This is a genomic window from Cryobacterium inferilacus, assembly GCF_019599185.1.
In the GTDB taxonomy this organism is placed as follows: domain Bacteria; phylum Actinomycetota; class Actinomycetes; order Actinomycetales; family Microbacteriaceae; genus Cryobacterium; species Cryobacterium inferilacus.
The window spans coordinates 1-20,114 of the sequence record NZ_JAIEUL010000012.1 but is presented as its reverse complement, the minus strand read 5'-3'; the positions used below and the strand labels follow the sequence as shown (position 1 = coordinate 20,114).

The following is a 20,114-nucleotide window of genomic DNA, read 5'->3' as shown; positions in this document are numbered from 1 at the left end:
GCGGCTGGCTGGGCGCGGATTGTTAGCGATCACAGGCCGCCGCGCACCAGAGCAGTTCACTCGAACACATTCATACTGCAGGCACGACGCTCGTGTCCGCAGGTCTCAAGGAGGAGATCACATGGCACCCACACAACGGTTCCGGGCGTTCACGGGCTTGGCCCTCGCCGGAGCACTGGCCCTCAGCCTCGCCGCCTGCTCGTCGGGGTCGGACGAGCCCGCCGCATCCGGTGACGACGGCGGCGAGGTCACCACCGTCGGCTTCGTGGCCGTCGGCCCTGAGGGCGGCTGGCGCACCGCGAACGAGCAGAACATCCAGGACGCCTTCTCGGCCGAGAACGGCTTCGACCTCAAGTACGCCCCGTCGAGCAACGGCGACCAGAACTCGCAGATCACGGCGTTCACGTCGTTCATCGACGAGGGCGTTGACGCGATCCTGCTCTCCGCCACGGAGGCCACCGGCTGGGAAGACGTGCTCGCCAGGGCGCAGGAGGCCGAGATCCCGGTGGTGCTGCTCGACCGCGGTATCGAACCGGACGACGAGAGCCTGTACACCAGCCGCATCGCCCCGGACAACGTGGGCATCAGCGCCTCGGCCGCCGAATGGGCCAACGAGCAGTTCCCGGATGGCGCCAACTACGTCGTTCTCGAAGGCCCGCCAGGCCTGTCGGTCGTGAACGACCGCAACAAGGGGTGGGACGAGGCCGTCGCCGACAACCTGACCAAGCTGGAGAGCCAGTCCGCGAACTGGTCGACCGAAGAGGCCAAGAGTGTCTTCGAGACCATGCTCAAGGCCAACGGCAACGACATCCAGCTCGTCTTCGCCCAGAACGACGAGATGGGCCTCGGCGCCGCTCTCGCGGTGGAGGAGGCCGGGCTGACCCCCGGCACCGACGTGAAGATCATCACCATCGACGGCACCCAGGCCGCCCTCGAGGCGCTCGCGGCCGGCCGACTGAGCTTCGTGGCCGAGTACAACCCGCTCTTCGGTGAGGATGCCATCGAGGTCGTCAACGCGGCCCTGGAAGGCGAGGACGTCGAGTCCAGCATCGTCGTGCCGAGCACGACGTTCGACTCGCCCGAGGCGGCCACCGCGGCCCTGCCAGAGCGTCAGTACTGATCCGACGCACCACCCGCGACAGCGGACAGGGTGTTCGTTCCTGCGGTACCCGACCGCAGGAACGAACACGCCCTCCGTGGCAGGTTCGCCACCCCACTCAATGACGAGGCCGGCACGCCGGCAGGAACGACCAGGCAGAGACATGGCAGCGACAGCGCCGGCAGCGACAGCGACAGCGCCGATCGTCGAGATGGAGAACATCTCGATCGAATTCCCGGGGGTCAAGGCCCTGCAGAACGTGAACTTCCGGCTCTTCCCTGGTGAAGTGCACACCCTGATGGGCGAGAACGGGGCGGGCAAGTCCACCCTCATCAAGGCGCTCACCGGTGTCTACAAGATCGACTCCGGCACCATCACGGTGGCCGGCGGAGCGCGACGGTTCACCGGAACCGCCGATGCGCAGAGCGCCGGCATCTCAACCGTGTACCAGGAGGTCAACCTCTGCGACAACCTCACCGTGGGCGAGAACGTCATGCTCGGCCACGAGGTGCACGGACCGTTCGGCATCAACTGGCGCAAAACCCACCAGGCGGCGCACGAGGCCCTCGAACGGCTCGGCCTCGGCGACCTCGATCCCCGGCAGCCGCTCTCCACCATCTCGCTTGCGCTGCAACAGCTCGTGGCAATCAGTCGTGCGATGGTCACCGACTCCACGGTGCTGATCCTCGACGAACCGACCTCGAGCCTGGACGCCAACGAGGTGGAGGGACTGTTCACCGTGATCCGGCGCCTGCGCGACCAGGGCGTCGCCATCCTCTTCGTCTCGCACTTCCTCGACCAGGTGTACGCCATCAGCGACCGCCTGACGGTGCTGCGCAACGGCGAATTCGTCGGCGAGCACCTGACCCGCGAGCTCTCCCGCAGCCACCTCATCTCCCTGATGATCGGCAAGGACGTCGATTCGCTCAACTCGCTCGGCTCCAACCGCGGCCGCACGGCGTTCGCAGAGGCCGCCCCCTATTACAGTGCGAAGAGCCTGGGCCGGAAGGGCTCGATCGAGCCCGTCGACATCGACGTGCACGCCGGTGAGGTGGTCGGCCTGGCCGGCCTGCTCGGCTCTGGACGCACCGAACTCGGCCGGTTGATCTACGGCGCCGACCGTGCAGACAGCGGCGAGGTGACCATCGACGGTGCCGCAGCCCAGGTGCACAGTCCGGTGGCCGGCCTGGCGCGCGGGATCGCGTTCTCCACCGAGAACCGGCGCGACGAGGGCATCATCGGCGACCTGACGGTGCGGGAGAACCTGATTCTGGCCGTGCAAGCCCGGCGCGGTTGGGCCCGCCCGCTGTCCCGCCGGGAGCAGAACGAGATCTGCGCCAAGTACCTGGTCGAGCTCAACGTGCGCCCGGCCGATCCCGAGCGGGCCATCCGCAACCTCTCCGGCGGCAACCAGCAGAAGGTGTTGCTGGGGCGGTGGCTGGCCACGAACCCCGAACTGCTGATCCTGGACGAACCGACCCGCGGCATCGACGTGGGGGCCAAGGCCGAAATCCAGGAAACCATCGCCGCCCTGGCCGAGGGCGGAATGTCGGTGGTGTTCATCTCCTCCGAGCTCGAAGAGGTAGTGCGTCTCAGCGAGCGCATCATCGTGCTCAAGGACCACCGCAAGATCGGCGAGATCAGCAACGGCCCATCCGTCACCGCCGACACCATCGTCGATATCATCGCCACAGAAGGGAGCAGTGAATGAGCGCCTCCGGAACACGCCCATCGGCTGCCGTGCAGTTCGTCACCAGACTGTTCCACCAGCCGTACGTCTGGGCGATCGTGGCGCTGTTGCTGTTGCTCGTGGTGAACCTGACCAAGAACCCCGCCTACCTCGGGGTCTCCGTCAACGCCGCCACCGGCAACCTGTCCGGCAACGTCATCGACATCCTGCGGGCCAGCGCGCCGATCATGATGATCGCGGTGGGCATGACCCTGGTCATCGCCACCCGCGGCATCGACCTCTCGGTCGGGTCGGTGATGGCCGTGGCCGGCGCCGTCTCGATGGAGTTCATGAACACCACCGGCACCGGGTCGTTCGGCACCGCCGCCGTGGCCGTGCTCCTGGCGCTGGGCATCAGCGCGCTGCTCGGTACCCTCAACGGCATCCTGGTCTCGATCGTTGGCCTGCAACCGTTCATCACGACACTGGTGATGATGCTCGCCGGCCGCGGCCTGGCCAAGGTGATCACGTCGGGGCAGAACACCTCCGCCACGAACGAACCGTTCCGCTGGATCGCCAACGGCACCGTCCTCGGCTTCCCGGTGGTGTTCGTGATCGCCGTGCTGATCGTGGCGATCCTGGCCGTTCTGGTGCGCCGCACCGCCCTCGGGCTGATGATCGAATCCATCGGCATCAATCCCAAGGCGGCACGGATGGCCGGGATCCGGCCGGTCGGAATCCTGATCTCGGTATACATCGTCAGCGCGGTTCTCGCCGGTGTGGCCGGGATCTTCAGCACCGCCAGCGTCATGACCGTGGAGGTGTCGAAGACCGGCATGACCGCCGAGATGGACGCCATCCTGGCCGTGGTCATCGGCGGCACCTCGTTGGCCGGCGGCAAGTTCTCGCTCACCGGCAGCGTCATCGGGGCGCTGCTGATCGCGACGCTGGACAAGACCATCGTCTACATGTCCATCCCATCCTCGGCGACGCCTGCCTTCAAGGCCGTGGTCATCGTCATCATCTGCCTGCTGCAGTCGCCCAGGGTGCGGTCGATGTTCAACCGGCGCAAAACCCGCGTCACCAGCACGCGTAAGGAAGCGGTGTCGGCATGACTCTCACCCAGCTCGAACGACCGGCAGCGCCCTCCCTGCTGTCGCGGATGAAGCCCAACCTGGAGACCCTGCCGACGCTGGCCGCGGTGGCGATCTTCGTGGCCATGCTCATCTACGGTGAGATCGCCTACGGGCGGATCGTGGCGTTCAGCACGATCTCGAACCTGCTGATCAACAACGCCTACCTGATCATCCTGGCGGTGGGCCTCACCTTCGTCATCCTCACCGGCGGCATCGACCTGTCGGTGGGCGCGGTGATCGCCATCAGCAGCCTCGTCGGGGTCATGCTCGCCAACGCCGGCTGGAATCCGCTGGTCGTCTTCGTGCTGATGATCCTGATTGGGTCGCTGTTCGGTGTCGCCTCAGGGGTGCTGATCCAGTACTTCAATGTGCAACCCTTCATCGCGACCCTCGCGATGATGTTCCTCGCCCGCGGCCTCGCCTCCATCCTCAGCACCACCCCGCAACGGCTGGACGACGACTCGGCCATCCGCACCCTGGCCACACCGTGGAAGGTCTACGACGGACCGAAGATCGACGACCTGATCACCACCCCCAACGTGCTGATCGCCGCTCTCGTCGTGATCGTGGCGTTCTTCCTGCTGCACCGCACCCGGTTCGGACGCACCGTCTACGCGATCGGCGGCTCGGAGCAGTCGGCGCTGCTGATGGGACTGCCGGTGGTGCGCACCAAGCTGGCGATCTACGTGATCAGCGGCACCCTCGCCGGGTTGGCCGCGGTGGTCTACACCTCCAAGCTGGGCATCGCGCAGAACATCACCGGGGTGGGCTGGGAGTTGGACGCCATCGCCGCCGTCATCATCGGCGGGACCCTGCTCACCGGTGGCGCCGGCTTCGTGCTCGGCTCCGTGATCGGCGCCCTCGTGCTCGGCCTGATGAACGTGCTCATCACCCGCGACGGCAGCATCCCACCCGAAGCGACCACCATCATCACCGGCGGCATCCTGCTGGCCTTCGTGCTGCTGCAGAGATTCGTCGTGTCGAGGAAACGCAAGACCTGAACCGCACCCCGGATGGGGGTGGGATCCACTACCGACGCGCCCGACGCGCCCGGTAGCGGATTCCACAGGTCGAAATCAGCGCATCCGTCTGCCTGTGGATAACTTCGGGCCCGACCGCGTATTCCTGCGGTCTTCCGCGCTGCTGCCCTGTTGACAACCGGTGGAATGTCGGTGGATAAGTACATAATTGTAATTCCCGCATGTAGTGGCCGTTCCCATCTGGCATCACTAGATGTAGTATTGAAGTCCAAGCAATCGCACCACGCTTAGAAACGAACTTCGCATCCATCGGATGCATTTCCAGCACATTTCAGCTACGTCTTCACCACGGTTTCGCACTGCCGGCCCACGGTCCTGAACGACGAGAACGATACGAGAGGCCTCTTCGATGGCAATCACCGTCTACACCAAGCCGTCCTGCGTGCAGTGCACCGCGACGTACCGCGCCCTGGACAACAAGGGCATTGAATACAACATCCTCGACCTGTCGGCCGACGAGAACGCCCTCGAGGCCGTCAAGGCGCTCGGCTACCTGCAGGCGCCCGTCGTCATCACCGACGAGGACCACTGGTCGGGCTTCCGCCCCGACAAGATCAACGAGCTCGCCGCGCGCCTGGCCTAACCCGCACGGCGCGCCGGGGAGCGCCATCCGCCGGCCACACAACTCGCACGAAAAGGGGACCCATGCTGCTTCAGGCTGATTCCACTCGCGAGTCCACCGCCGGCTCGGCCCGCGGCGCCGTCGAGGGTGTGGATGCCGGAGACGTGGACATCGTCTTCTTCTCCAGCATCTCGGGCAACACGGCCCGGTTCGTCGAGAAGCTCGGCCGGCCCGCCGCCCGCATCCCGCTGTACCCCAGGGATGCTCCGCTCGTGGCCCGTCGCCCGTACGTGCTCGTCGTGCCCACCTACGGTGGCGGCGACCTGGGCCCGGCCGTGCCGCGCCAGGTCATCCGCTTTCTGAACGACGAGCGGAACCGGTCGCTCATCCGCGGCGTCATCGGCGCCGGCAACACGAATTTCGGTGAGGCATTCTGCCTGGCCGGGGACATCATCGCGCAGAAGTGCGGTGTGCCCCACCTGTATCGCTTTGAAGTATTCGGCACACCGGACGACGTAGCCACCGTTCACGAAGGATTGGAAGAGTTTTGGAAGCAACAGCCGTGAAGGTCACCCCGATCAGCCCGCCCTCAGGCCTGGACATGGATTATCACTCCCTGAACGCCATGCTCAACCTGTACGGTCCGAGCGGCGAGATCCAGTTCGACAAGGACCGCGAAGCTGCCCGGGAATTCTTCCTGCAGCACGTGAACCAGAACACGGTGTTCTTCCACTCGCTGCGCGAGCGCCTCGACTACCTGGTGGAGAAGGAGTACTACGAGCAGGCCGTGCTCGACATGTACAGCTTCGAGTTCATCACCCGCCTGAACGACCTGGCGTACTCGAAGAAGTTCCGCTTCCAGACCTTCCTCGGCGCGTTCAAGTACTACACCTCGTACACGCTGAAGACCTTCGACGGCAAGCGTTACCTCGAGCGCTTCGAGGACCGCGTCGTGATGACCGCCCTCGGCCTCGCCCAGGGCGACGAGCAGCTCGCGGTCGCCCTCGTCGAGGAGATCATCGCCGGCCGCTTCCAGCCCGCGACTCCCACCTTCCTCAACTCCGGCAAGGCCCAGCGCGGCGAGCTCGTCTCCTGCTTCCTGCTCCGCATCGAAGACAACATGGAGTCCATCTCCCGCGGCATCAACTCCTCGCTGCAGCTGTCCAAGCGCGGCGGCGGCGTGGCCCTGCTGCTGACCAACATCCGTGAGTCCGGCGCGCCGATCAAGCAGATCGAGAACCAGTCCAGCGGCATCATCCCCGTGATGAAGCTGCTCGAAGATTCCTTCAGCTACGCCAACCAGCTCGGTGCCCGCCAGGGCGCAGGTGCAGTGTACCTGCAGGCGCACCACCCCGACATCATGCGCTTCCTCGACACCAAGCGGGAGAACGCCGACGAGAAGATCCGCATCAAGACCCTCTCCCTCGGTGTGGTCATCCCCGACATCACCTTCGAGCTGGCCAAGAACAACGAGGACATGTACCTGTTCTCCCCGTACGACGTCGAGCGCGTCTACGGCGTGCCGTTCGCCGACATCTCGGTCACCGAGAAGTACCACGAGATGGTCGACGACCCGCGCATCAAGAAGTCCAAGATGAAGGCGCGTGACTTCTTCCAGACCCTCGCCGAGATCCAGTTCGAGTCCGGCTACCCGTACATCATGTTCGAAGACACCGTGAACGAGGCGAACCCCATCCAGGGCCGCGTCAACATGTCGAACCTGTGCTCGGAGATCCTCCAGGTCAACACCCCGACCACGTACAACGAGGACCTCTCCTACGACACCATCGGCAAGGACATCTCCTGCAACCTCGGCTCGATGAACATCGCGCTGGCCATGGATGCGCCCGACTTCGGCCGGGTCGTCGACACCGCCATCCGCGGCCTGAGCGCCGTCTCCGACCAGAGCCACATCGCGTCGGTGCGCTCGATCGAGAGCGGTAACGACAAGTCGCACGCCATCGGCCTCGGCCAGATGAACCTGCACGGCTACCTCGCCCGCGAGCGGGTGTACTACGGCAGCGAAGAGGGCATCGACTTCACCAACATCTACTTCTACACGGTGCTGTTCCACGCCCTGCGCGCCTCGAACAAGATCGCCATCGAGCGTGGCATCACCTTCGAGGGCTTCGAGAACTCGACCTACGCCTCCGGTGCGTTCTTCGACAAGTACACCGACCAGGTCTGGGCACCCGCCACCGCGCGCGGCGCCGAGCTGTTCGCCAACTCCAACGTCGAGATCCCGACCCAGGCGGACTGGGCCGAGCTCAAGGCATCCGTCATGGCGCACGGTATCTACAACCAGAACCTGCAGGCCGTGCCGCCGACCGGGTCGATCTCGTACATCAACAACTCGACCGCGTCGATCCACCCGATCGCCTCGAAGATCGAGATCCGCAAGGAAGGCAAGCTCGGCCGCGTCTACTACCCGGCGCCGTTCATGACGAACGACAACACCGAGTTCTACCAGGATGCCTACGAGATCGGCTACGAGAAGGTCATCGACACCTACGCCGCCGCGACGCAGCACGTGGACCAGGGCCTGTCGCTGACGCTGTTCTTCAAGGACACCGCCACCACCCGCGACATCAACCGCGCCCAGATCTACGCGTGGAAGAAGGGCATCAAGACGATCTACTACATCCGTCTGCGCCAGATGGCCCTCGAGGGCACGGAGGTTGAGGGCTGTGTTTCCTGTGCGTTATGAGTGAGTTTGCTGTGAGCAGCCTGAGCACCTAAGGAAAGGCACAAACGTGAGCCTGGCGAGGTCGCCGCTTCCGGGAAGTATCATCGGTGTCATTTATGGCGTCCGACTCGAGACATCTTCGGAGTTCCGCTACGTCGGGCTCACGACCGCCAGCATTCGCCGGCGAATGCAACAGCACAGGCGGAAAGCTGAGATGGGCGTTCGCAACCCGTTTTATGACTGGCTGCGCAAAGCGCCTACCGAATTCGTCTATGTGCAGTCGCTTCAGGTGGTTACTAGCACTCTGGACGACCTCGGTAAGGCTGAGGTGTTGTGGATAGCGAAACTGAGGGCACAGGGTGACAGACTTCTCAATCTCTCGGAAGGGGGACTGGGGCCGACCGGGATTGAGTGGTCGAAAGAGCAGCGGGAGGCCGCACGAGTACGCTCTACAGGTCGCTCGATACCACCGCGCTATGGAGCGGACAATCCGATGTTTGGTCAGACCCACTCTGACGAGCAGAAGGCCCGTTGGCGCGAATCTCGGAAGGGCACTTATACAGGTGCAGACAACCCCAACTTCGGTAAGTTTGGATCAGATCACCCTGGCTTCGGCCATACGATGTCGGACGAGGCGAAGCTTATTCTGGCGGCCAAGCGTCGAGGTCCGCTGAATCCGAATTTCGGCAAGACAACCAGTGCTGAGACCATTGCAAAACTATCGGCCGCAACCAAAGGCATTCCGCAGCCGAAGAGTAAGCGCAGTGCTCATACCCGGTATCACACCAACAGGGGCGTGTTGAAGCCCGAATGTAAGTACTGCGTCGAAGACTCGGCTCAGATCTCGACAAGCTCGATCAACGACGTATCACCAAGAGGAAAAATTCATGATTGACAAGCTCAAGCTCGTCTCCCACGTTGACGCGATCAACTGGAACAAGATCGAAGACGAGAAGGACGTCGAGGTCTGGAACCGCCTCGTCAACAACTTCTGGCTGCCAGAGAAGATCCCGCTCTCCAACGACGTGCAGTCCTGGAACACCCTCACGCCGGTGGAGCAGCAGCTCACCATGCGCGTGTTCACCGGTCTGACTCTGCTGGACACCATCCAGGGCACCGTCGGCGCCGTGTCGCTGATCCCGGATGCGATCACCCCGCACGAAGAGGCCGTCTACACGAACATCGCGTTCATGGAGTCCGTGCACGCCAAGAGCTACTCGTCGATCTTCTCGACCCTGTGCTCGACGAAGGAGATCGACGAGGCGTTCCGCTGGTCGACCGAGAACGTCAACCTGCAGAAGAAGGCGTCCATCGTGATGGACTACTACCAGGGCGACGACCCGCTCAAGCGCAAGGTCGCCTCGACCCTGCTCGAGTCGTTCCTGTTCTACTCCGGCTTCTACCTGCCGATGTACTGGTCCAGCCGCGCCAAGCTCACCAACACGGCCGACCTCATCCGTCTCATCATCCGGGATGAAGCCGTGCACGGCTACTACATCGGCTACAAGTTCCAGAAGGGCCTCGAGAAGGAGACCCAGGAGCGTCGCGATGAGATCAAGGATTACACCTTCAATCTCATGTTCGAGCTCTACGAGAACGAGATCCAGTACACGCAGGACCTCTACGACGAGGTCGGTCTGACCGAAGACGTCAAGAAGTTCCTGCACTACAACGCCAACAAGGCCCTGATGAACCTCGGCTACGAGCCGATGTTCCCCAAGGCCGTCACCGACGTGAACCCGGCGATCCTCTCGGCGCTGTCGCCGAACGCCGACGAGAACCACGACTTCTTCTCCGGGTCTGGCTCCTCGTACGTCATCGGCAAGGCTGTCAACACCGAAGACGACGACTGGGACTTCTAGCCCCACCCGCCGGTCCGGCGGCTGCCCGCTGAATTCGGAGAAAAGCACCCTCGTTCTTGCGAACGAGGGTGCTTTTTGAAGTAAATGGACGACACTCGGGCGGGGCTTCGGCCTAGGCGTCGTCCCGGTCGAGATCCCAGGCCGGGAAGGGGTCGGCCAGGCTTCTCCACTCCAGGGGGCCGCCGACGAACTCGGTGTCGTCGAGCAGGCAGGCATCGAGGTTCGCGGTGAGGCGCGCCGCGTCGAGGTCCCGGCCGAAGAAGGCGATCTCCTGACCCCACGGAGACTCCGGGTCATGGCTGCCCATGCCGGTCGGTTCGAACTCGATGCTGGGGCCCGCGCTGTTCCAGGAGCCGACGACATGCGGGCGGGACGCCAGGCGGAACAGCCCGCGGGAGCGCAGGATCTCGCCCGATTCGGTGGACCGGTCGCTGAGGAAGTCGGCGAGTCGGCCCGGGTGGAACGGTCGGGGGTCGCGGTAGACGACGCAGCCCAGGCCCGTGCGGCTGGAGGCCAGCAGGCCCTCGCCGTTCAGCTGCCGGATCCAACCGGGGCTCTGCTGCAGCCAGCGCAGCATGTCTTCCCGCGGCGGCAGCCACGGGCTGACCGAACTGTGCCCGTGACGGGCGAAGACCACGAGGCTGGACGGGTTGAGCAGTCGCACGAAGTCACGCAGGTCGGCGCAGTCGGCGGCGGTGGCGAGGTCGGTCTTGTTGATCACCACCACGCTGGCCCACTCGATCTGTTGCACGAGGGCGTCGGCCACGGTGCGGTCGTGCTCGCCGTGCGTCGCGCACGGCACCGGCGGCTCCGGCGCGAGCGCGTCGCTGCGGATGTCCCGCCAGAAGCTGGACGCGTCGAGCACGCTGACAAAATTGCCCAGCCGGATGGCGCCGGCCTCCGGCCGGAGCATCGGGTCGCCGCCGGCGGCGATCACCGAGATGGCCACCTCGAGCGGTACGGCAGAGGGGTGCACCTCGAGCATCACCTCGGTCGGAGCCTGGGCGTGACGGTCGGTGAGGGCTCGGCCCACGGCATCCGTGTCGGAGCCGGTCAGGCGGATGCCGGTGCCGCCGCTGGCCCGGACCATGGACGACTTGCCCGCACCCGCGAGTCCGCTGACGAGGTTGACGGTGAGGAATGAGGACGGTGTCATACCTGTTACTCTAATTGATATCCATTCTCATTAAGGACGGTGCAGTCATGAAGGTTCGCAATTCACTCCAGGCACTCAAGAAGCTCCCCGGCGCGCAGATCGTGCACCGGCGCGGCCGGGTGTTCGTGATCAACAAGAAGAACCCCCGCTTGAAGGCCCGGCAGGGCTAGCCGTCGCGGCCGGGTCGACCGCGGGCTATCGTGTGGGCGTGCCCGCTCTCGTTGATGCGCAGCGCGCTCACGCCGCCGGCGTGCAGCGCCTACTGGAGAGCTATCGGGCCGTTCCCGACGGGACCGCGGTGCGGCTGGCCAAACCCACCTCGAACCTGTTCCGGACTCGCACCACGACCCAGGGCAGGGGCCTGGACACCTCAGGGTTGACCGGCGTCATCGCCATCGACACCCGGGCGCGAACGGCCGAGGTCGCCGGCATGTGCACCTACGACGATCTTGTCGCGGCGACCCTGCGCCACGGACTGGCACCGCTGGTGGTGCCGCAGCTCAAGACCATCACCCTCGGCGGTGCCGTCACCGGGCTCGGCATCGAGTCCACCTCGTTCCGCAACGGACTGCCGCACGAGTCGGTCCTGGAGATGGACATCCTCACCGGCGCGGGGGAGGTGCTCACCGCGTCGCCCACCGAGCACGCCGATCTCTACCGGGCCTTCCCCAACTCCTACGGCACGCTGGGGTACGCGGTGCGCCTTCGCATCGACCTGGAACCGGTCACGCCGTTCGTCACCCTCCGGCACCTGCGCTTCCACTCGCTCAGCGACCTGGCCGATGCCCTCGGCCGCCTCGCCCAGACCGGCCGGCTCGACGGTGTGGCGATCGACTACCTCGACGGCGTGGTGTTCAGCGCCGAGGAGAGCTACCTGTGCGTGGGCGTGCAGACCGATGCCCGCGGTGCCGTCAGTGACTACACCGGCCAGCAGATCTACTATCGCTCGATCCAGCACGACACCGGCGTGACGGATGACCGCCTCACCATTCACGACTACCTGTGGCGTTGGGACACCGACTGGTTCTGGTGCTCCCAGCCGTTCGGTGCGCAGGACCGGCGTCTGCGCCGGATCTGGCCGAAACGCTACCGGAGCAGCAGCGTCTACTCAACGCTGATGAAATACGAACAGAGGTTCCGCGTCGGCGATCGGATCGAACAGCTCCGCGGCCGGCCGCCGCGCGAACGCGTTGTGCAGGACATCGAGGTGCCCATGGAGCGGTGCGCGGCGTTCCTGCGCTGGTTCCTGGACACCGTGCCGATCACACCGATCTGGCTGTGCCCGCTGCGGTTGCAGAGCGACGTCGGTTGGCCGCTCTACCCGATGGAGCCTCGGCGCAGCTACGTGAATGTGGGCTTCTGGTCGACGGTGCCGATCGGTTCGGTCGCGGGGGCGACGAACCGCCGGATCGAGCGCGCGGTGCGGCGGTTCGAGGGGCACAAGTCGCTGTACTCCGATTCGTACTACTCCCGGGAGGAGTTCGACGAGCTCTACGGCGGGGACAGCTACCGGGCGGTGAAGAAAAGATACGACCCTGATTCACGTCTCCTCGACCTCTACGCCAAGGCGGTGCAACGACGATGACCACGTTCAAGGACCACTCGACGGCGGCGACGTCGCTGACGGATGCGCCAGCGCACGCCGGAATGGCGGGCAAGTTCTCCCTCGCCGAGGTCCTGGAGATCCTGGTCGGCGGCCGGCTTCCGCTCTCGTTCACCGCCTACGACGGGAGTTCGGCCGGGCCGCCCGACGCGCCATTCGGGCTGGAGCTGCGGAACCCGCGCGGCACGAGCTATCTCGCCACCGGCCGCGGCGACCTCGGTTTCGCCCGCGCCTACATCGCCGGTGACCTCGAGATTCGCGGCGTGCACCCTGGCGACCCATACGCACTGCTCGCGGCGCTCGCCGACAGCCTCGTCTTCACCCGCCCGCCGGTACGGATGCTGGCCGACATCATCCGCTCGATCGGTGTCGACCGACTGCGCCCGGTAGCGCCGCCGCCCGAGGAAGCGCTGCCCAGGTGGCGCAGGATCGCCGGGGGACTCCGGCACACCAAGACCAGGGACGCCGACGCGATCCACCACCACTACGACGTGTCCAACACCTTCTACGAGTGGGTGCTCGGACCCTCGATGACCTACACCTGCGCCTGTTACCCGCACGATGACGCCTCCCTCGAGGAGGCGCAGGACAACAAGTACCGGCTCGTGTTCGACAAGCTGCGGCTGAAAGCGGGGGATCGGTTGCTCGACGTCGGCTGCGGCTGGGGCGGCATGGTGCGCTACGCCGCACGCCGTGGCGTGCACGCCACCGGTGTGACGCTGTCGGCCGAGCAGGCCGAGTGGGCGCAGCGGGCCATCGCGGCCGAGGGCCTGAGCGATCTGGCCGAGGTGCGCCACGCCGACTACCGTGAAGTCACGGAAACCGGGTTCGACGCGGTGTCGTCGATCGGGCTGCTCGAGCACATCGGCCGGCGGAACTATCCGTCGTACTTCGCCGTTCTGCAGTCCCGGCTCCGCCCCGGCGGGCTGTTGCTCAACCACTCCATCACCCGGCCGGACAACCGGGCGCGCGCCCAGGCGGGTGGATTCATCGATCGCTACGTGTTCCCAGACGGAGAGATCACCGGAGTGGGCCGGATCATCAGCGACGCGCATGACACCGGCCTGGAGGTGCTGCACGACGAGAACCTGCGGCAGCACTACGCGATGACACTGCGGGACTGGGGCGCCAACCTGGTGGAGCACTGGGACGAGGCGGTCGCCGAGGTCGGGCTCCCCACCGCGAAGGTGTGGGGTCTGTACATGGCCGGCTCTCGGCTCGCCTTCGAGAGCAACGGCATCCAGTTGCACCAGGTGCTGATGACCAGGCCCGACCAGAGGGGCGGCGGCACGCTGCCGTTGCGGCCGTGGTGGACACCCTGAGTCGACGTGCCTCTACGCTGACGTGCCTCTACGCTGGGGGAATGTCACGCACCATCCGCCTGAAGCCCCATGAGCTGGTCGCGGCGTGGCCGGACGGCCCGGCCAGCGACCCGATCGGGGAGGTTGCCCGGGTGTTCGCGGGCAATCTGCGCCGGGCCATCGGCGAGCGGAGCATCCGGAGCGCCGCCGAGACCTGCGGGATGAACCACGCGACGCTGATCGGCATCCTCGAGGGCAGGGCCTGGCCGGACATGGAGACGATCGCCAAGCTGGAGCGCGGGCTGGATGCGGCGCTGTGGCCGGGCCACACCCGCTGATCGAGCTTGTCGAGATCTGGTGACGTGCGTTCAGAGGTCGGGTCGCGGGGTCTCGACAGGCTCGACCAGCGACGCGGTCGCGACCGTGCGGGACGGGCGCGACCCAGCGTTGATCGAGCTTGTCGAGATCTGGTGACGTGCGTTCAGAGGTCGGGTCGCGGGGTCTCGACAGGCTCGACCAGCGACGTGGTCGCGACCATACGTTGATCGAGCTTGTCGAGATCTGGTGAGGTGGGCGCGTTCGTGGGTCGGGTCGCGGGGTCTCGACAGGCTCGACCAGCGACGTGGGCGCGACCCAGCGTTGATCGAGCTTGTCGAGATCTGGTGAGGTGGGCGCGTTCGTGGGTCGGCCCGCGGGGTCTCGACAGGCTCGACCAGCGCACTCAGCCGGGGTCAGCGGTGGTTTTCGGTCTGCTCGATCTGGTCGGCGAGGTCGTCTGGGCTGAGGTCGGCGTCCTTGAACTCGGCCGTGAGCGGCAGCTCGAGGTGCAGGTCGGTGCCGATGCAGATCTCGATCGTGCCGGAGAGCAGCTGGAAGTCGAGCACGTGGCCGCCGTGGCCGCGGTCGGCGTCGATGTAGTGCACGTGCCCGCCCGGCACCCCAATGCCCTGCCCGTAGAGCGGGGTGCGGAACCCCGCGACGACGCCGGTGGAGCGGCCGAACTCGAGGGTCTTCTCGCCGCGGATAGCCTCCGACATGGGCTGGTACGGCTTCTCCTGCCGTTGCACGGCCCGCACCCGCACCCACTCGAACTCACCGGTGAGCCGCACCGCGTACAGATAGTTGGCGCTCTGCAGCCGATCGGTGATGAGGGCCACCGCCTCGTCGCGGGTGGCGGGCGTGTCAACGGGGATGGTGACACTGGGCACGAACTCGGTGACGACGGCGAACGGGGTCAGGTCATCTGCTGCGGCAGGTGCCACGGTGCCGTCCACGCGCATCCGGTAGCAGACGCCGTCGAGGATCAGCATCTCACCGTCGAGCGCGTTGAAGGTGCCGAGCCCGAAATCACCGTGCTCCAGCAGGGTGGCCACGGTGGTGTCACCGTCGTAGATGCCGTCGAGGAGCGCGCTCATCAGGCTGGTCTGGTAGACGAGATGGCGGCCGGTGGGAACGTCCACGATGGGTCCTCCTGAGTGCGTCGGGGTGGTTACAGCGCGGGAACGAGCTCGGGCACCCGGCACGGCTGACCGCCGGCGTAGTTGAGGCAGGAATCGAACACGCTCGGGTACGGGTCGGTGTCGGCGGAGCCGAACCAGGCCGAGTAGAACAGCCAGAAGTTGAGGTTGCCGTGGGTGGAGCATCCGTCACCGTCTTGGCCGGCCTCGGCCAGGGCCGCCTCGTTGGGCTGGTACGGCGTGTAGTTGTACAGGTTCGCAGTGGCCTGGTTCTGGATGTCGACGGTGCTGGCCCCGCAGGCGGCGTCCGGGTTGTAGCCCACCTCGACGTCACCGATCTGGTAGGTGCGGTCGGGTTCCTGGGTGTACTGCCGGAACTGCCAGGCGGCGCGGTAGACCTGGTTGAAGAAGCCGAAGAACTCGGCGTCGCAATCGGCGGTGTCCGGGCAGCCGTACCCGGTGGCCCGCAGGTAACCGTCTATGGTGGGCCGGCTGAGCAGGGACTGCTCCTTCTGCAGCAGCACGAGCAGCACCCGCGGGCTGATGCCGCAGGCCTCGGCGACCTTGCTGATGATGCGGCTGGCCCGTTCGTGCTCCGCGCCGACGTACGCGTCGCAATGACCTGCCCCGGCGTCGGGCTGGTCGACGGTGTCCGTGCGGTACTCCCAGAGGCAGGGGGAATCGTCGCTGCTCGTGCAGCTGCGCGACTGCAGGAACGACTGCACCTCGGCCTCTGTCATGGCGTCGGGATTGAAGAAGGTGAAGTCGCTGACGATGCGACCCGGCTCGAACTCGGCCATGTCGACCGCTTCGGTGGCGATCATCGGGGCGGGCTCGGCGATGGCCGGTTCGGCGCGCACGGCACCGTTGATGAGGGCCGCCCCGGACAGCGTGACCACGAGGACCGCCGCCGTCGCGAGCGCGGACAGGCGGTGACGCTCGAGAAAGCTCATTCTTCGACACTAGCGAAGGCACGCCACCGCCGGGTGGGAGCAGCCTGCGAAGCGCAGGCGGAGGTCGTGCTCGGGAAGATATTACGGGCCCCTAACGATTGCCCGCTGCGGGGGGTCGTCAGCGGCCGTGAGAGGCATCCGGCTGGATATGATTTAGCTCTCAGGGAAGGCGGGGAGCGTGCCGGAGAACGGTGCAGCCACGGGCCTCCTGCGAGGTCGGTACCGGCTGCTGGAATTGATCGGCCAGGGCGGCATGGGCGCCGTGTACAAGGCCAGGGACGAGTTCCTCGGTCGCAATGTGGCCATCAAGATCTTCCTGGCCTCCGCCACCGCGGCCGCTGATGTGCGCCGCCAGGAGGACGAGGTCAATATCCTCGCCTCGCTCAGCCACCACAGCCTGGTCACCCTGCTCGACGCGGCCGTGGACCGCAGCGTGCCCGCCCTGCCGCGCATCTACCTGGTGATGGAACTCGTCGAGGGCGCCGACCTGCAGCGCAAGCTCGCCGCCGGGCCGCTGCCCGTGCGCCAGATCGCCCAGCTCGGGTACGACCTGGCAGAGGGGCTGGAGTACATCCATTCCCGTGGCGTGGTGCACCGTGACGTGAAGCCGGCGAATGTGCTGATGGTGGACTACAACGGCGACAACTCCCGCACCCGGGCCAAGCTCACCGACTTCGGTATCGCCCTGCTCGCCGAATCCGAACGGCTGACCCAGGATGGCACCGCCACCGGCAGCGCGCACTACATGAGCCCCGAGCAGGCCAAGGGGGACCCCGTCGGCCCGGCCAGCGACGTCTACGCGCTCGGCCTGGTGCTGCTGGAATGCTTCACCGGCGAGGTCGCCTTTCCCGGCTCTGCCGTGCCCTCGGCGCTGGCCCGGCTGCTGAACGACCCGGTGATCCCCGCGACCGTGCCCAGAGCCTGGGCCGGCCTGCTCGCCGCGATGACCGCACTCGACCCGCGCGACCGCCCGCTCGTGCACGACCTGGTGCTGGCGCTGCGCCAGCTCATCATCGGGGCCTCCGGCCGGCACCGCGCCGACGCACCAGTGCAGCTCGCGCCCACGGCACGCCTCACCCGGCCGGGGGCACCAGAGGCCGCGGACGAAGAGGGCCGGATGAGCGCCGTGCGCCGGTACGACCTGCTCGACACGCCACCGGATGGGGCGTTCGACCGGATCACCGGCATGGCCGCCCGCATCTTCGACGTGCCGATCGCCCTGGTGAGCGTCGTGGACTACGACCGGATCTGGTTCAAGTCCCGGCATGGGCTGAGCGCCGCCCAAATCGACCGGGACGCGGGACTGTGCGCCAGTGCGATTCTGCACAACGAGCCGTGGGTGGTGTCGGATGCCCGCACCGACCCGCGCGCGCTGGCGAACCCGCTCGTGGCCGGCGAGATGGGCCTGCAGTTCTACGCCGGGGTACCGCTGACCTCCAGGGACGGCCACAACCTGGGTACCTTCTGCGTGATCGACTACGTGCCGCGCGAGTTCACTCCTGCCCAGCTGGCCACCCTCGAGGATCTCGCCGCCACCGTGATGAGCGAACTCGAGCTGCGCCTGGACAGCCGCCAGGCGCTGCTGGACCGGCGGGCGCTGCTGGGCTGAACCGGCATCCGCCCCGACGCGCCGCTTGGGCCGTGCTCTTTCGGCGGCGACCCCGGAGCGGTTGAATGGGGGCAGCCGCAGAGGTCGGATTCGCCGCCCGTCGCGGCAGGAGGTCATCATGGTTCCTGACACCCAGCCGGACCCCGCGCCGACCGGCGACGCCGCGGCCGTACACGCCGAGGCCAGCGCCCAACCCGCGCAGGAGCCGGGACCGAGCGCCGGCATCGTCGTCGGACACGACGGCTCGGCCGACGCGAACCACGCTCTGACGGTGGCGCTCGACCTCGCCGCCGGCCTGGCGGTGCCGGTGACCGTGGTGCGGGCCTGGTCGATCGATACCGCCCCGCGCCCGGCGAACTGGGAGTTCGGCTACGTGTCGTCGTACTCCGACTACGCCGGCGCCGTGCTGGAGCGGCTGAAGAAAGATGTGAGCGCCGTTGTGGCCGCGCATCCGAATCTCACCGTGGAGTACCGGGTGGCTTTGGGAGGCCCGGCGAAGACCCTGATCGAAGTGTCGAAGGGGTCCAGGATGCTCGTGGTCGGCTCCCGGGGACGCGGCGGCCTGGCCGGGATGCTGCTCGGCTCGGTGAGCGAACAGTGCGTGCGGCACGCGGACTGCCCGGTGCTCGTGGTGCGGCCGATCGGTGGCTCCTGAGGTGCCGAGCGTGGCTCCGGCTCAGCCCAGCTGGGGGCGGTTTCCCACCGCGAACCAGGCGATCGCGCCGAAGACGGGCGCGAAGACCACCGACAGGATCCAGCGGGTGCGGGCCGGCTCGCGCAGGTGCACGGCCTGGATGATCTGCACGAGCGCGGCGACGATGAGCAGGATGGCGCCCAGCGCGGCCAGGACCAGGAGCGTCAGGCCGATCACCGCACCCAGCTGGGCCCCGTCGACCCCGTTGCCGTCCAGCACGTTGCCGGTACCCCCGGATTCCAGGCGGGCGGCCAGGTGGAATGTGGTGGTGTTCATGCGTCGGTTTCCCCTCGATCCCGGCAGATGGTGCACAGCGAACGGGGGGCTTGGCGATACGAACTGCAATGGTCGTCGGCCGGGAAAACAGGTTCCCCCCGGAATGTTCGCCCGGCCTGCCGAAAGCATACCAAACGGTATGATTCTTTCGGAGACGAAGTCGTAACATTCGTGTACGCCGCGCCTGGTGGCGCCAGAGCCGGCCAGAGGAGCGTCATGATCAAGCAGGCCCGTGCCGTCGAAACCCGGGCGGCGATCATCCTGGCGGCGGCCGACGTGTTCGGTGCCCTCGGCTTCGGCGGTGCCTCGATGGCGGACATCTGCGTCGCGTCCGGCCTCACCAAGGGCGCGCTGTACTTTCACTTCGAGTCGAAGGAGGCCCTCGCCCTCGCCGTCATCGACGCGCAGCACGAGCGGGCGATCGCGCTGGGGAACGAGCTGCTGCACAGCGAGCAGCCCGGGCTGGAGGTGTTGCTTCGGATGGCGTTCGAGCTGTCGAAGCAGCTGCGCCACGACCCGGTGACGCGGGCCGGCATCCGCCTGACCATGGAGTCGAGCAGCCTCACCACCCCGGTCGTTCGGCCATACGAGGAGTGGATCGCGGCCTGCGACGTGCTGCTGCGCCGGGCCATCCGTGACGGCGATGTGCGAGCCGATGTGGATGTGGCCGCCGCGGCCCGGTTCATCAGCCCCGCGTTCACGGGTGTGCAGGTGGTCTCTGACGTGCTCACCGGGCGCGACGACCTCGTGCAGAGAGTCGTGGAGATGTGGTTGTTCGTGCTGCCGAGCCTGGTCGTGCCAGAGCGCTGGCCGCGGTTGCGCACCCTGCCGGAGGAGATGGCCGCACTCTGGAGCTGAGCCGGGTCGCCCCGCGAGCCAAGTGTTGCCCAAACGGACAATTGCGCCCGGCGTACCGGGCGCAATTGTCCGCACGCGGGCGATGTCAAGCTGAGTGGAGTCACTTGGGTTAGATATTGACGGTTTCTTTGGGGATGTTGATGCCGACTGTGC

The 20,114-nt window shown here is 66.4% G+C and carries 20 protein-coding genes; 16 read left to right on the top strand and 4 right to left on the bottom strand.

Annotated elements, in window-relative coordinates; all coding sequences use genetic code 11:
• The first annotated feature begins 121 nt into the window (after nucleotides 1–121).
• The 9 genes from K2F54_RS11745 to nrdF all read left to right on the top strand — a co-directional run bounded on the left by K2F54_RS11745 (nucleotide 122) and on the right by nrdF (nucleotide 10,054).
• Complete coding sequence (locus tag K2F54_RS11745) at nucleotides 122–1,120, top strand: ABC transporter substrate-binding protein (protein WP_220606049.1); 999 nt, start codon at nucleotides 122–124, stop codon at nucleotides 1,118–1,120.
• 142 nt (nucleotides 1,121–1,262) lie between these two features.
• Nucleotides 1,263–2,810 carry a sugar ABC transporter ATP-binding protein gene (locus K2F54_RS11740; RefSeq protein WP_220606048.1) on the top strand — a complete coding sequence of 516 codons (1,548 nt, stop codon included), beginning with the start codon at nucleotides 1,263–1,265 and terminating at the stop codon, nucleotides 2,808–2,810.
• A complete protein-coding gene (locus K2F54_RS11735; protein WP_220606047.1) occupies nucleotides 2,807–3,883 on the top strand; it encodes an ABC transporter permease in 1,077 nt (358 codons plus the stop codon). The genes K2F54_RS11740 and K2F54_RS11735 overlap by 4 nt, the downstream gene beginning before the upstream one ends.
• Nucleotides 3,880–4,905 carry an ABC transporter permease subunit gene (locus tag K2F54_RS11730; protein ID WP_220606046.1) on the top strand — a complete coding sequence of 342 codons (1,026 nt, stop codon included), beginning with the start codon at nucleotides 3,880–3,882 and terminating at the stop codon, nucleotides 4,903–4,905. Before K2F54_RS11735 ends, K2F54_RS11730 begins: the two co-directional genes overlap by 4 nt.
• A gap of 388 nt (nucleotides 4,906–5,293) precedes the next feature.
• Nucleotides 5,294–5,527, top strand: coding sequence for a glutaredoxin-like protein NrdH (gene nrdH, locus K2F54_RS11725; protein WP_066592430.1), 234 nt, complete (start codon nucleotides 5,294–5,296; stop codon nucleotides 5,525–5,527).
• A gap of 62 nt (nucleotides 5,528–5,589) precedes the next feature.
• Entirely contained in the window at nucleotides 5,590–6,072 is a 483-nt protein-coding gene (gene nrdI / locus K2F54_RS11720; RefSeq protein WP_220606045.1) for a class Ib ribonucleoside-diphosphate reductase assembly flavoprotein NrdI, read from the top strand.
• A gap of 35 nt (nucleotides 6,073–6,107) precedes the next feature.
• Nucleotides 6,108–8,213 (top strand): class 1b ribonucleoside-diphosphate reductase subunit alpha, encoded by a 2,106-nt coding sequence (nrdE, locus tag K2F54_RS11715; protein ID WP_220606135.1) that lies wholly within the window; start codon nucleotides 6,108–6,110, stop codon nucleotides 8,211–8,213.
• A gap of 193 nt (nucleotides 8,214–8,406) precedes the next feature.
• Nucleotides 8,407–9,087, top strand: coding sequence for an NUMOD3 domain-containing DNA-binding protein (locus tag K2F54_RS11710; protein WP_255577047.1), 681 nt, complete (start codon nucleotides 8,407–8,409; stop codon nucleotides 9,085–9,087).
• Nucleotides 9,080–10,054 carry a class 1b ribonucleoside-diphosphate reductase subunit beta gene (gene nrdF / locus K2F54_RS11705; RefSeq protein WP_066592434.1) on the top strand — a complete coding sequence of 325 codons (975 nt, stop codon included), beginning with the start codon at nucleotides 9,080–9,082 and terminating at the stop codon, nucleotides 10,052–10,054. Before K2F54_RS11710 ends, nrdF begins: the two co-directional genes overlap by 8 nt.
• 112 nt (nucleotides 10,055–10,166) lie before the next feature.
• Here the strand turns inward: nrdF and K2F54_RS11700 are convergent, their stop codons facing one another.
• Nucleotides 10,167–11,210: a GTP-binding protein gene (locus K2F54_RS11700; protein ID WP_220606044.1), complete on the bottom strand. Its 1,044-nt coding sequence runs from the start codon at nucleotides 11,208–11,210 to the stop codon at nucleotides 10,167–10,169.
• A 47-nt stretch (nucleotides 11,211–11,257) separates the two neighbouring features.
• On the opposite strand from K2F54_RS11700, the gene ykgO reads away from it, so the two are divergent.
• The 4 genes from ykgO to K2F54_RS11680 are packed head-to-tail and all read left to right on the top strand — an operon-like array spanning nucleotide 11,258 to nucleotide 14,452.
• Nucleotides 11,258–11,380 (top strand): type B 50S ribosomal protein L36, encoded by a 123-nt coding sequence (gene ykgO, locus K2F54_RS11695; RefSeq protein WP_120338289.1) that lies wholly within the window; start codon nucleotides 11,258–11,260, stop codon nucleotides 11,378–11,380.
• Between the two features lie 38 nt (nucleotides 11,381–11,418).
• Entirely contained in the window at nucleotides 11,419–12,795 is a 1,377-nt protein-coding gene (locus tag K2F54_RS11690; protein ID WP_220606043.1) for an FAD-binding oxidoreductase, read from the top strand.
• Nucleotides 12,792–14,135, top strand: a complete 1,344-nt coding sequence (locus tag K2F54_RS11685) for a class I SAM-dependent methyltransferase (protein ID WP_255577046.1) — start codon at nucleotides 12,792–12,794, stop codon at nucleotides 14,133–14,135. Before K2F54_RS11690 ends, K2F54_RS11685 begins: the two co-directional genes overlap by 4 nt.
• A gap of 41 nt (nucleotides 14,136–14,176) precedes the next feature.
• Nucleotides 14,177–14,452, top strand: a complete 276-nt coding sequence (locus K2F54_RS11680; protein ID WP_220606042.1) for a helix-turn-helix domain-containing protein — start codon at nucleotides 14,177–14,179, stop codon at nucleotides 14,450–14,452.
• Nucleotides 14,453–14,845: 393 nt separating this feature from the next.
• Here the strand turns inward: K2F54_RS11680 and budA are convergent, their stop codons facing one another.
• Both budA and K2F54_RS19215 read right to left on the bottom strand, forming a co-directional pair.
• Nucleotides 14,846–15,574 (bottom strand): acetolactate decarboxylase, encoded by a 729-nt coding sequence (budA, locus tag K2F54_RS11675; protein WP_308287632.1) that lies wholly within the window; start codon nucleotides 15,572–15,574, stop codon nucleotides 14,846–14,848.
• 29 nt (nucleotides 15,575–15,603) lie between these two features.
• Nucleotides 15,604–16,524 carry a hypothetical protein gene (locus tag K2F54_RS19215; protein WP_255577045.1) on the bottom strand — a complete coding sequence of 307 codons (921 nt, stop codon included), beginning with the start codon at nucleotides 16,522–16,524 and terminating at the stop codon, nucleotides 15,604–15,606.
• Between the two features lie 178 nt (nucleotides 16,525–16,702).
• Here K2F54_RS19215 and K2F54_RS11670 point away from each other — a divergent pair, with 178 nt between their 5' ends.
• Nucleotides 16,703–18,133, top strand: a complete 1,431-nt coding sequence (locus tag K2F54_RS11670; RefSeq protein WP_308287631.1) for a protein kinase domain-containing protein — start codon at nucleotides 16,703–16,705, stop codon at nucleotides 18,131–18,133.
• A 118-nt stretch (nucleotides 18,134–18,251) separates the two neighbouring features.
• Nucleotides 18,252–18,788 (top strand): universal stress protein, encoded by a 537-nt coding sequence (locus K2F54_RS11665; protein WP_220606040.1) that lies wholly within the window; start codon nucleotides 18,252–18,254, stop codon nucleotides 18,786–18,788.
• Nucleotides 18,789–18,809: 21 nt separating this feature from the next.
• On the opposite strand, the gene K2F54_RS11660 is transcribed toward K2F54_RS11665, so the two are convergent.
• Nucleotides 18,810–19,103 (bottom strand): PLDc N-terminal domain-containing protein, encoded by a 294-nt coding sequence (locus K2F54_RS11660; protein ID WP_220606039.1) that lies wholly within the window; start codon nucleotides 19,101–19,103, stop codon nucleotides 18,810–18,812.
• Nucleotides 19,104–19,319: 216 nt separating this feature from the next.
• On the opposite strand from K2F54_RS11660, the gene K2F54_RS11655 reads away from it, so the two are divergent.
• On the top strand, nucleotides 19,320–19,961 hold the full coding sequence (locus K2F54_RS11655; protein ID WP_220606038.1) for a ScbR family autoregulator-binding transcription factor: 642 nt from the start codon (nucleotides 19,320–19,322) through the stop codon (nucleotides 19,959–19,961).
• Nucleotides 19,962–20,114 lie beyond the last annotated feature (153 nt).

Excerpts from the sequence above, each read along its gene's own strand:
- K2F54_RS11660 (WP_220606039.1), bottom strand. The coding sequence starts at position 19,103 with ATGAACACCACCACATTCCACCTGGCCGCCCGCCTGGAATCCGGGGGT.
- nrdH (WP_066592430.1), top strand. The coding sequence starts at position 5,294 with ATGGCAATCACCGTCTACACCAAGCCGTCCTGCGTGCAGTGCACCGCG.
- K2F54_RS11735 (WP_220606047.1), top strand. The coding sequence starts at position 2,807 with ATGAGCGCCTCCGGAACACGCCCATCGGCTGCCGTGCAGTTCGTCACC.
- nrdE (WP_220606135.1), top strand. The coding sequence starts at position 6,108 with ATGGATTATCACTCCCTGAACGCCATGCTCAACCTGTACGGTCCGAGC.
- K2F54_RS11680 (WP_220606042.1), top strand. The coding sequence starts at position 14,177 with ATGTCACGCACCATCCGCCTGAAGCCCCATGAGCTGGTCGCGGCGTGG.
- K2F54_RS11700 (WP_220606044.1), bottom strand. The coding sequence starts at position 11,210 with ATGACACCGTCCTCATTCCTCACCGTCAACCTCGTCAGCGGACTCGCG.
- ykgO (WP_120338289.1), top strand. The coding sequence starts at position 11,258 with ATGAAGGTTCGCAATTCACTCCAGGCACTCAAGAAGCTCCCCGGCGCG.
- nrdI (WP_220606045.1), top strand. The coding sequence starts at position 5,590 with ATGCTGCTTCAGGCTGATTCCACTCGCGAGTCCACCGCCGGCTCGGCC.
- K2F54_RS11665 (WP_220606040.1), top strand. The coding sequence starts at position 18,252 with ATGGTTCCTGACACCCAGCCGGACCCCGCGCCGACCGGCGACGCCGCG.
- K2F54_RS11710 (WP_255577047.1), top strand. The coding sequence starts at position 8,407 with ATGGGCGTTCGCAACCCGTTTTATGACTGGCTGCGCAAAGCGCCTACC.
- K2F54_RS11730 (WP_220606046.1), top strand. The coding sequence starts at position 3,880 with ATGACTCTCACCCAGCTCGAACGACCGGCAGCGCCCTCCCTGCTGTCG.
- K2F54_RS11740 (WP_220606048.1), top strand. The coding sequence starts at position 1,263 with ATGGCAGCGACAGCGCCGGCAGCGACAGCGACAGCGCCGATCGTCGAG.
- nrdF (WP_066592434.1), top strand. The coding sequence starts at position 9,080 with ATGATTGACAAGCTCAAGCTCGTCTCCCACGTTGACGCGATCAACTGG.
- K2F54_RS11685 (WP_255577046.1), top strand. The coding sequence starts at position 12,792 with ATGACCACGTTCAAGGACCACTCGACGGCGGCGACGTCGCTGACGGAT.
- K2F54_RS11745 (WP_220606049.1), top strand. The coding sequence starts at position 122 with ATGGCACCCACACAACGGTTCCGGGCGTTCACGGGCTTGGCCCTCGCC.
- K2F54_RS11655 (WP_220606038.1), top strand. The coding sequence starts at position 19,320 with ATGATCAAGCAGGCCCGTGCCGTCGAAACCCGGGCGGCGATCATCCTG.
- K2F54_RS19215 (WP_255577045.1), bottom strand. The coding sequence starts at position 16,524 with ATGAGCTTTCTCGAGCGTCACCGCCTGTCCGCGCTCGCGACGGCGGCG.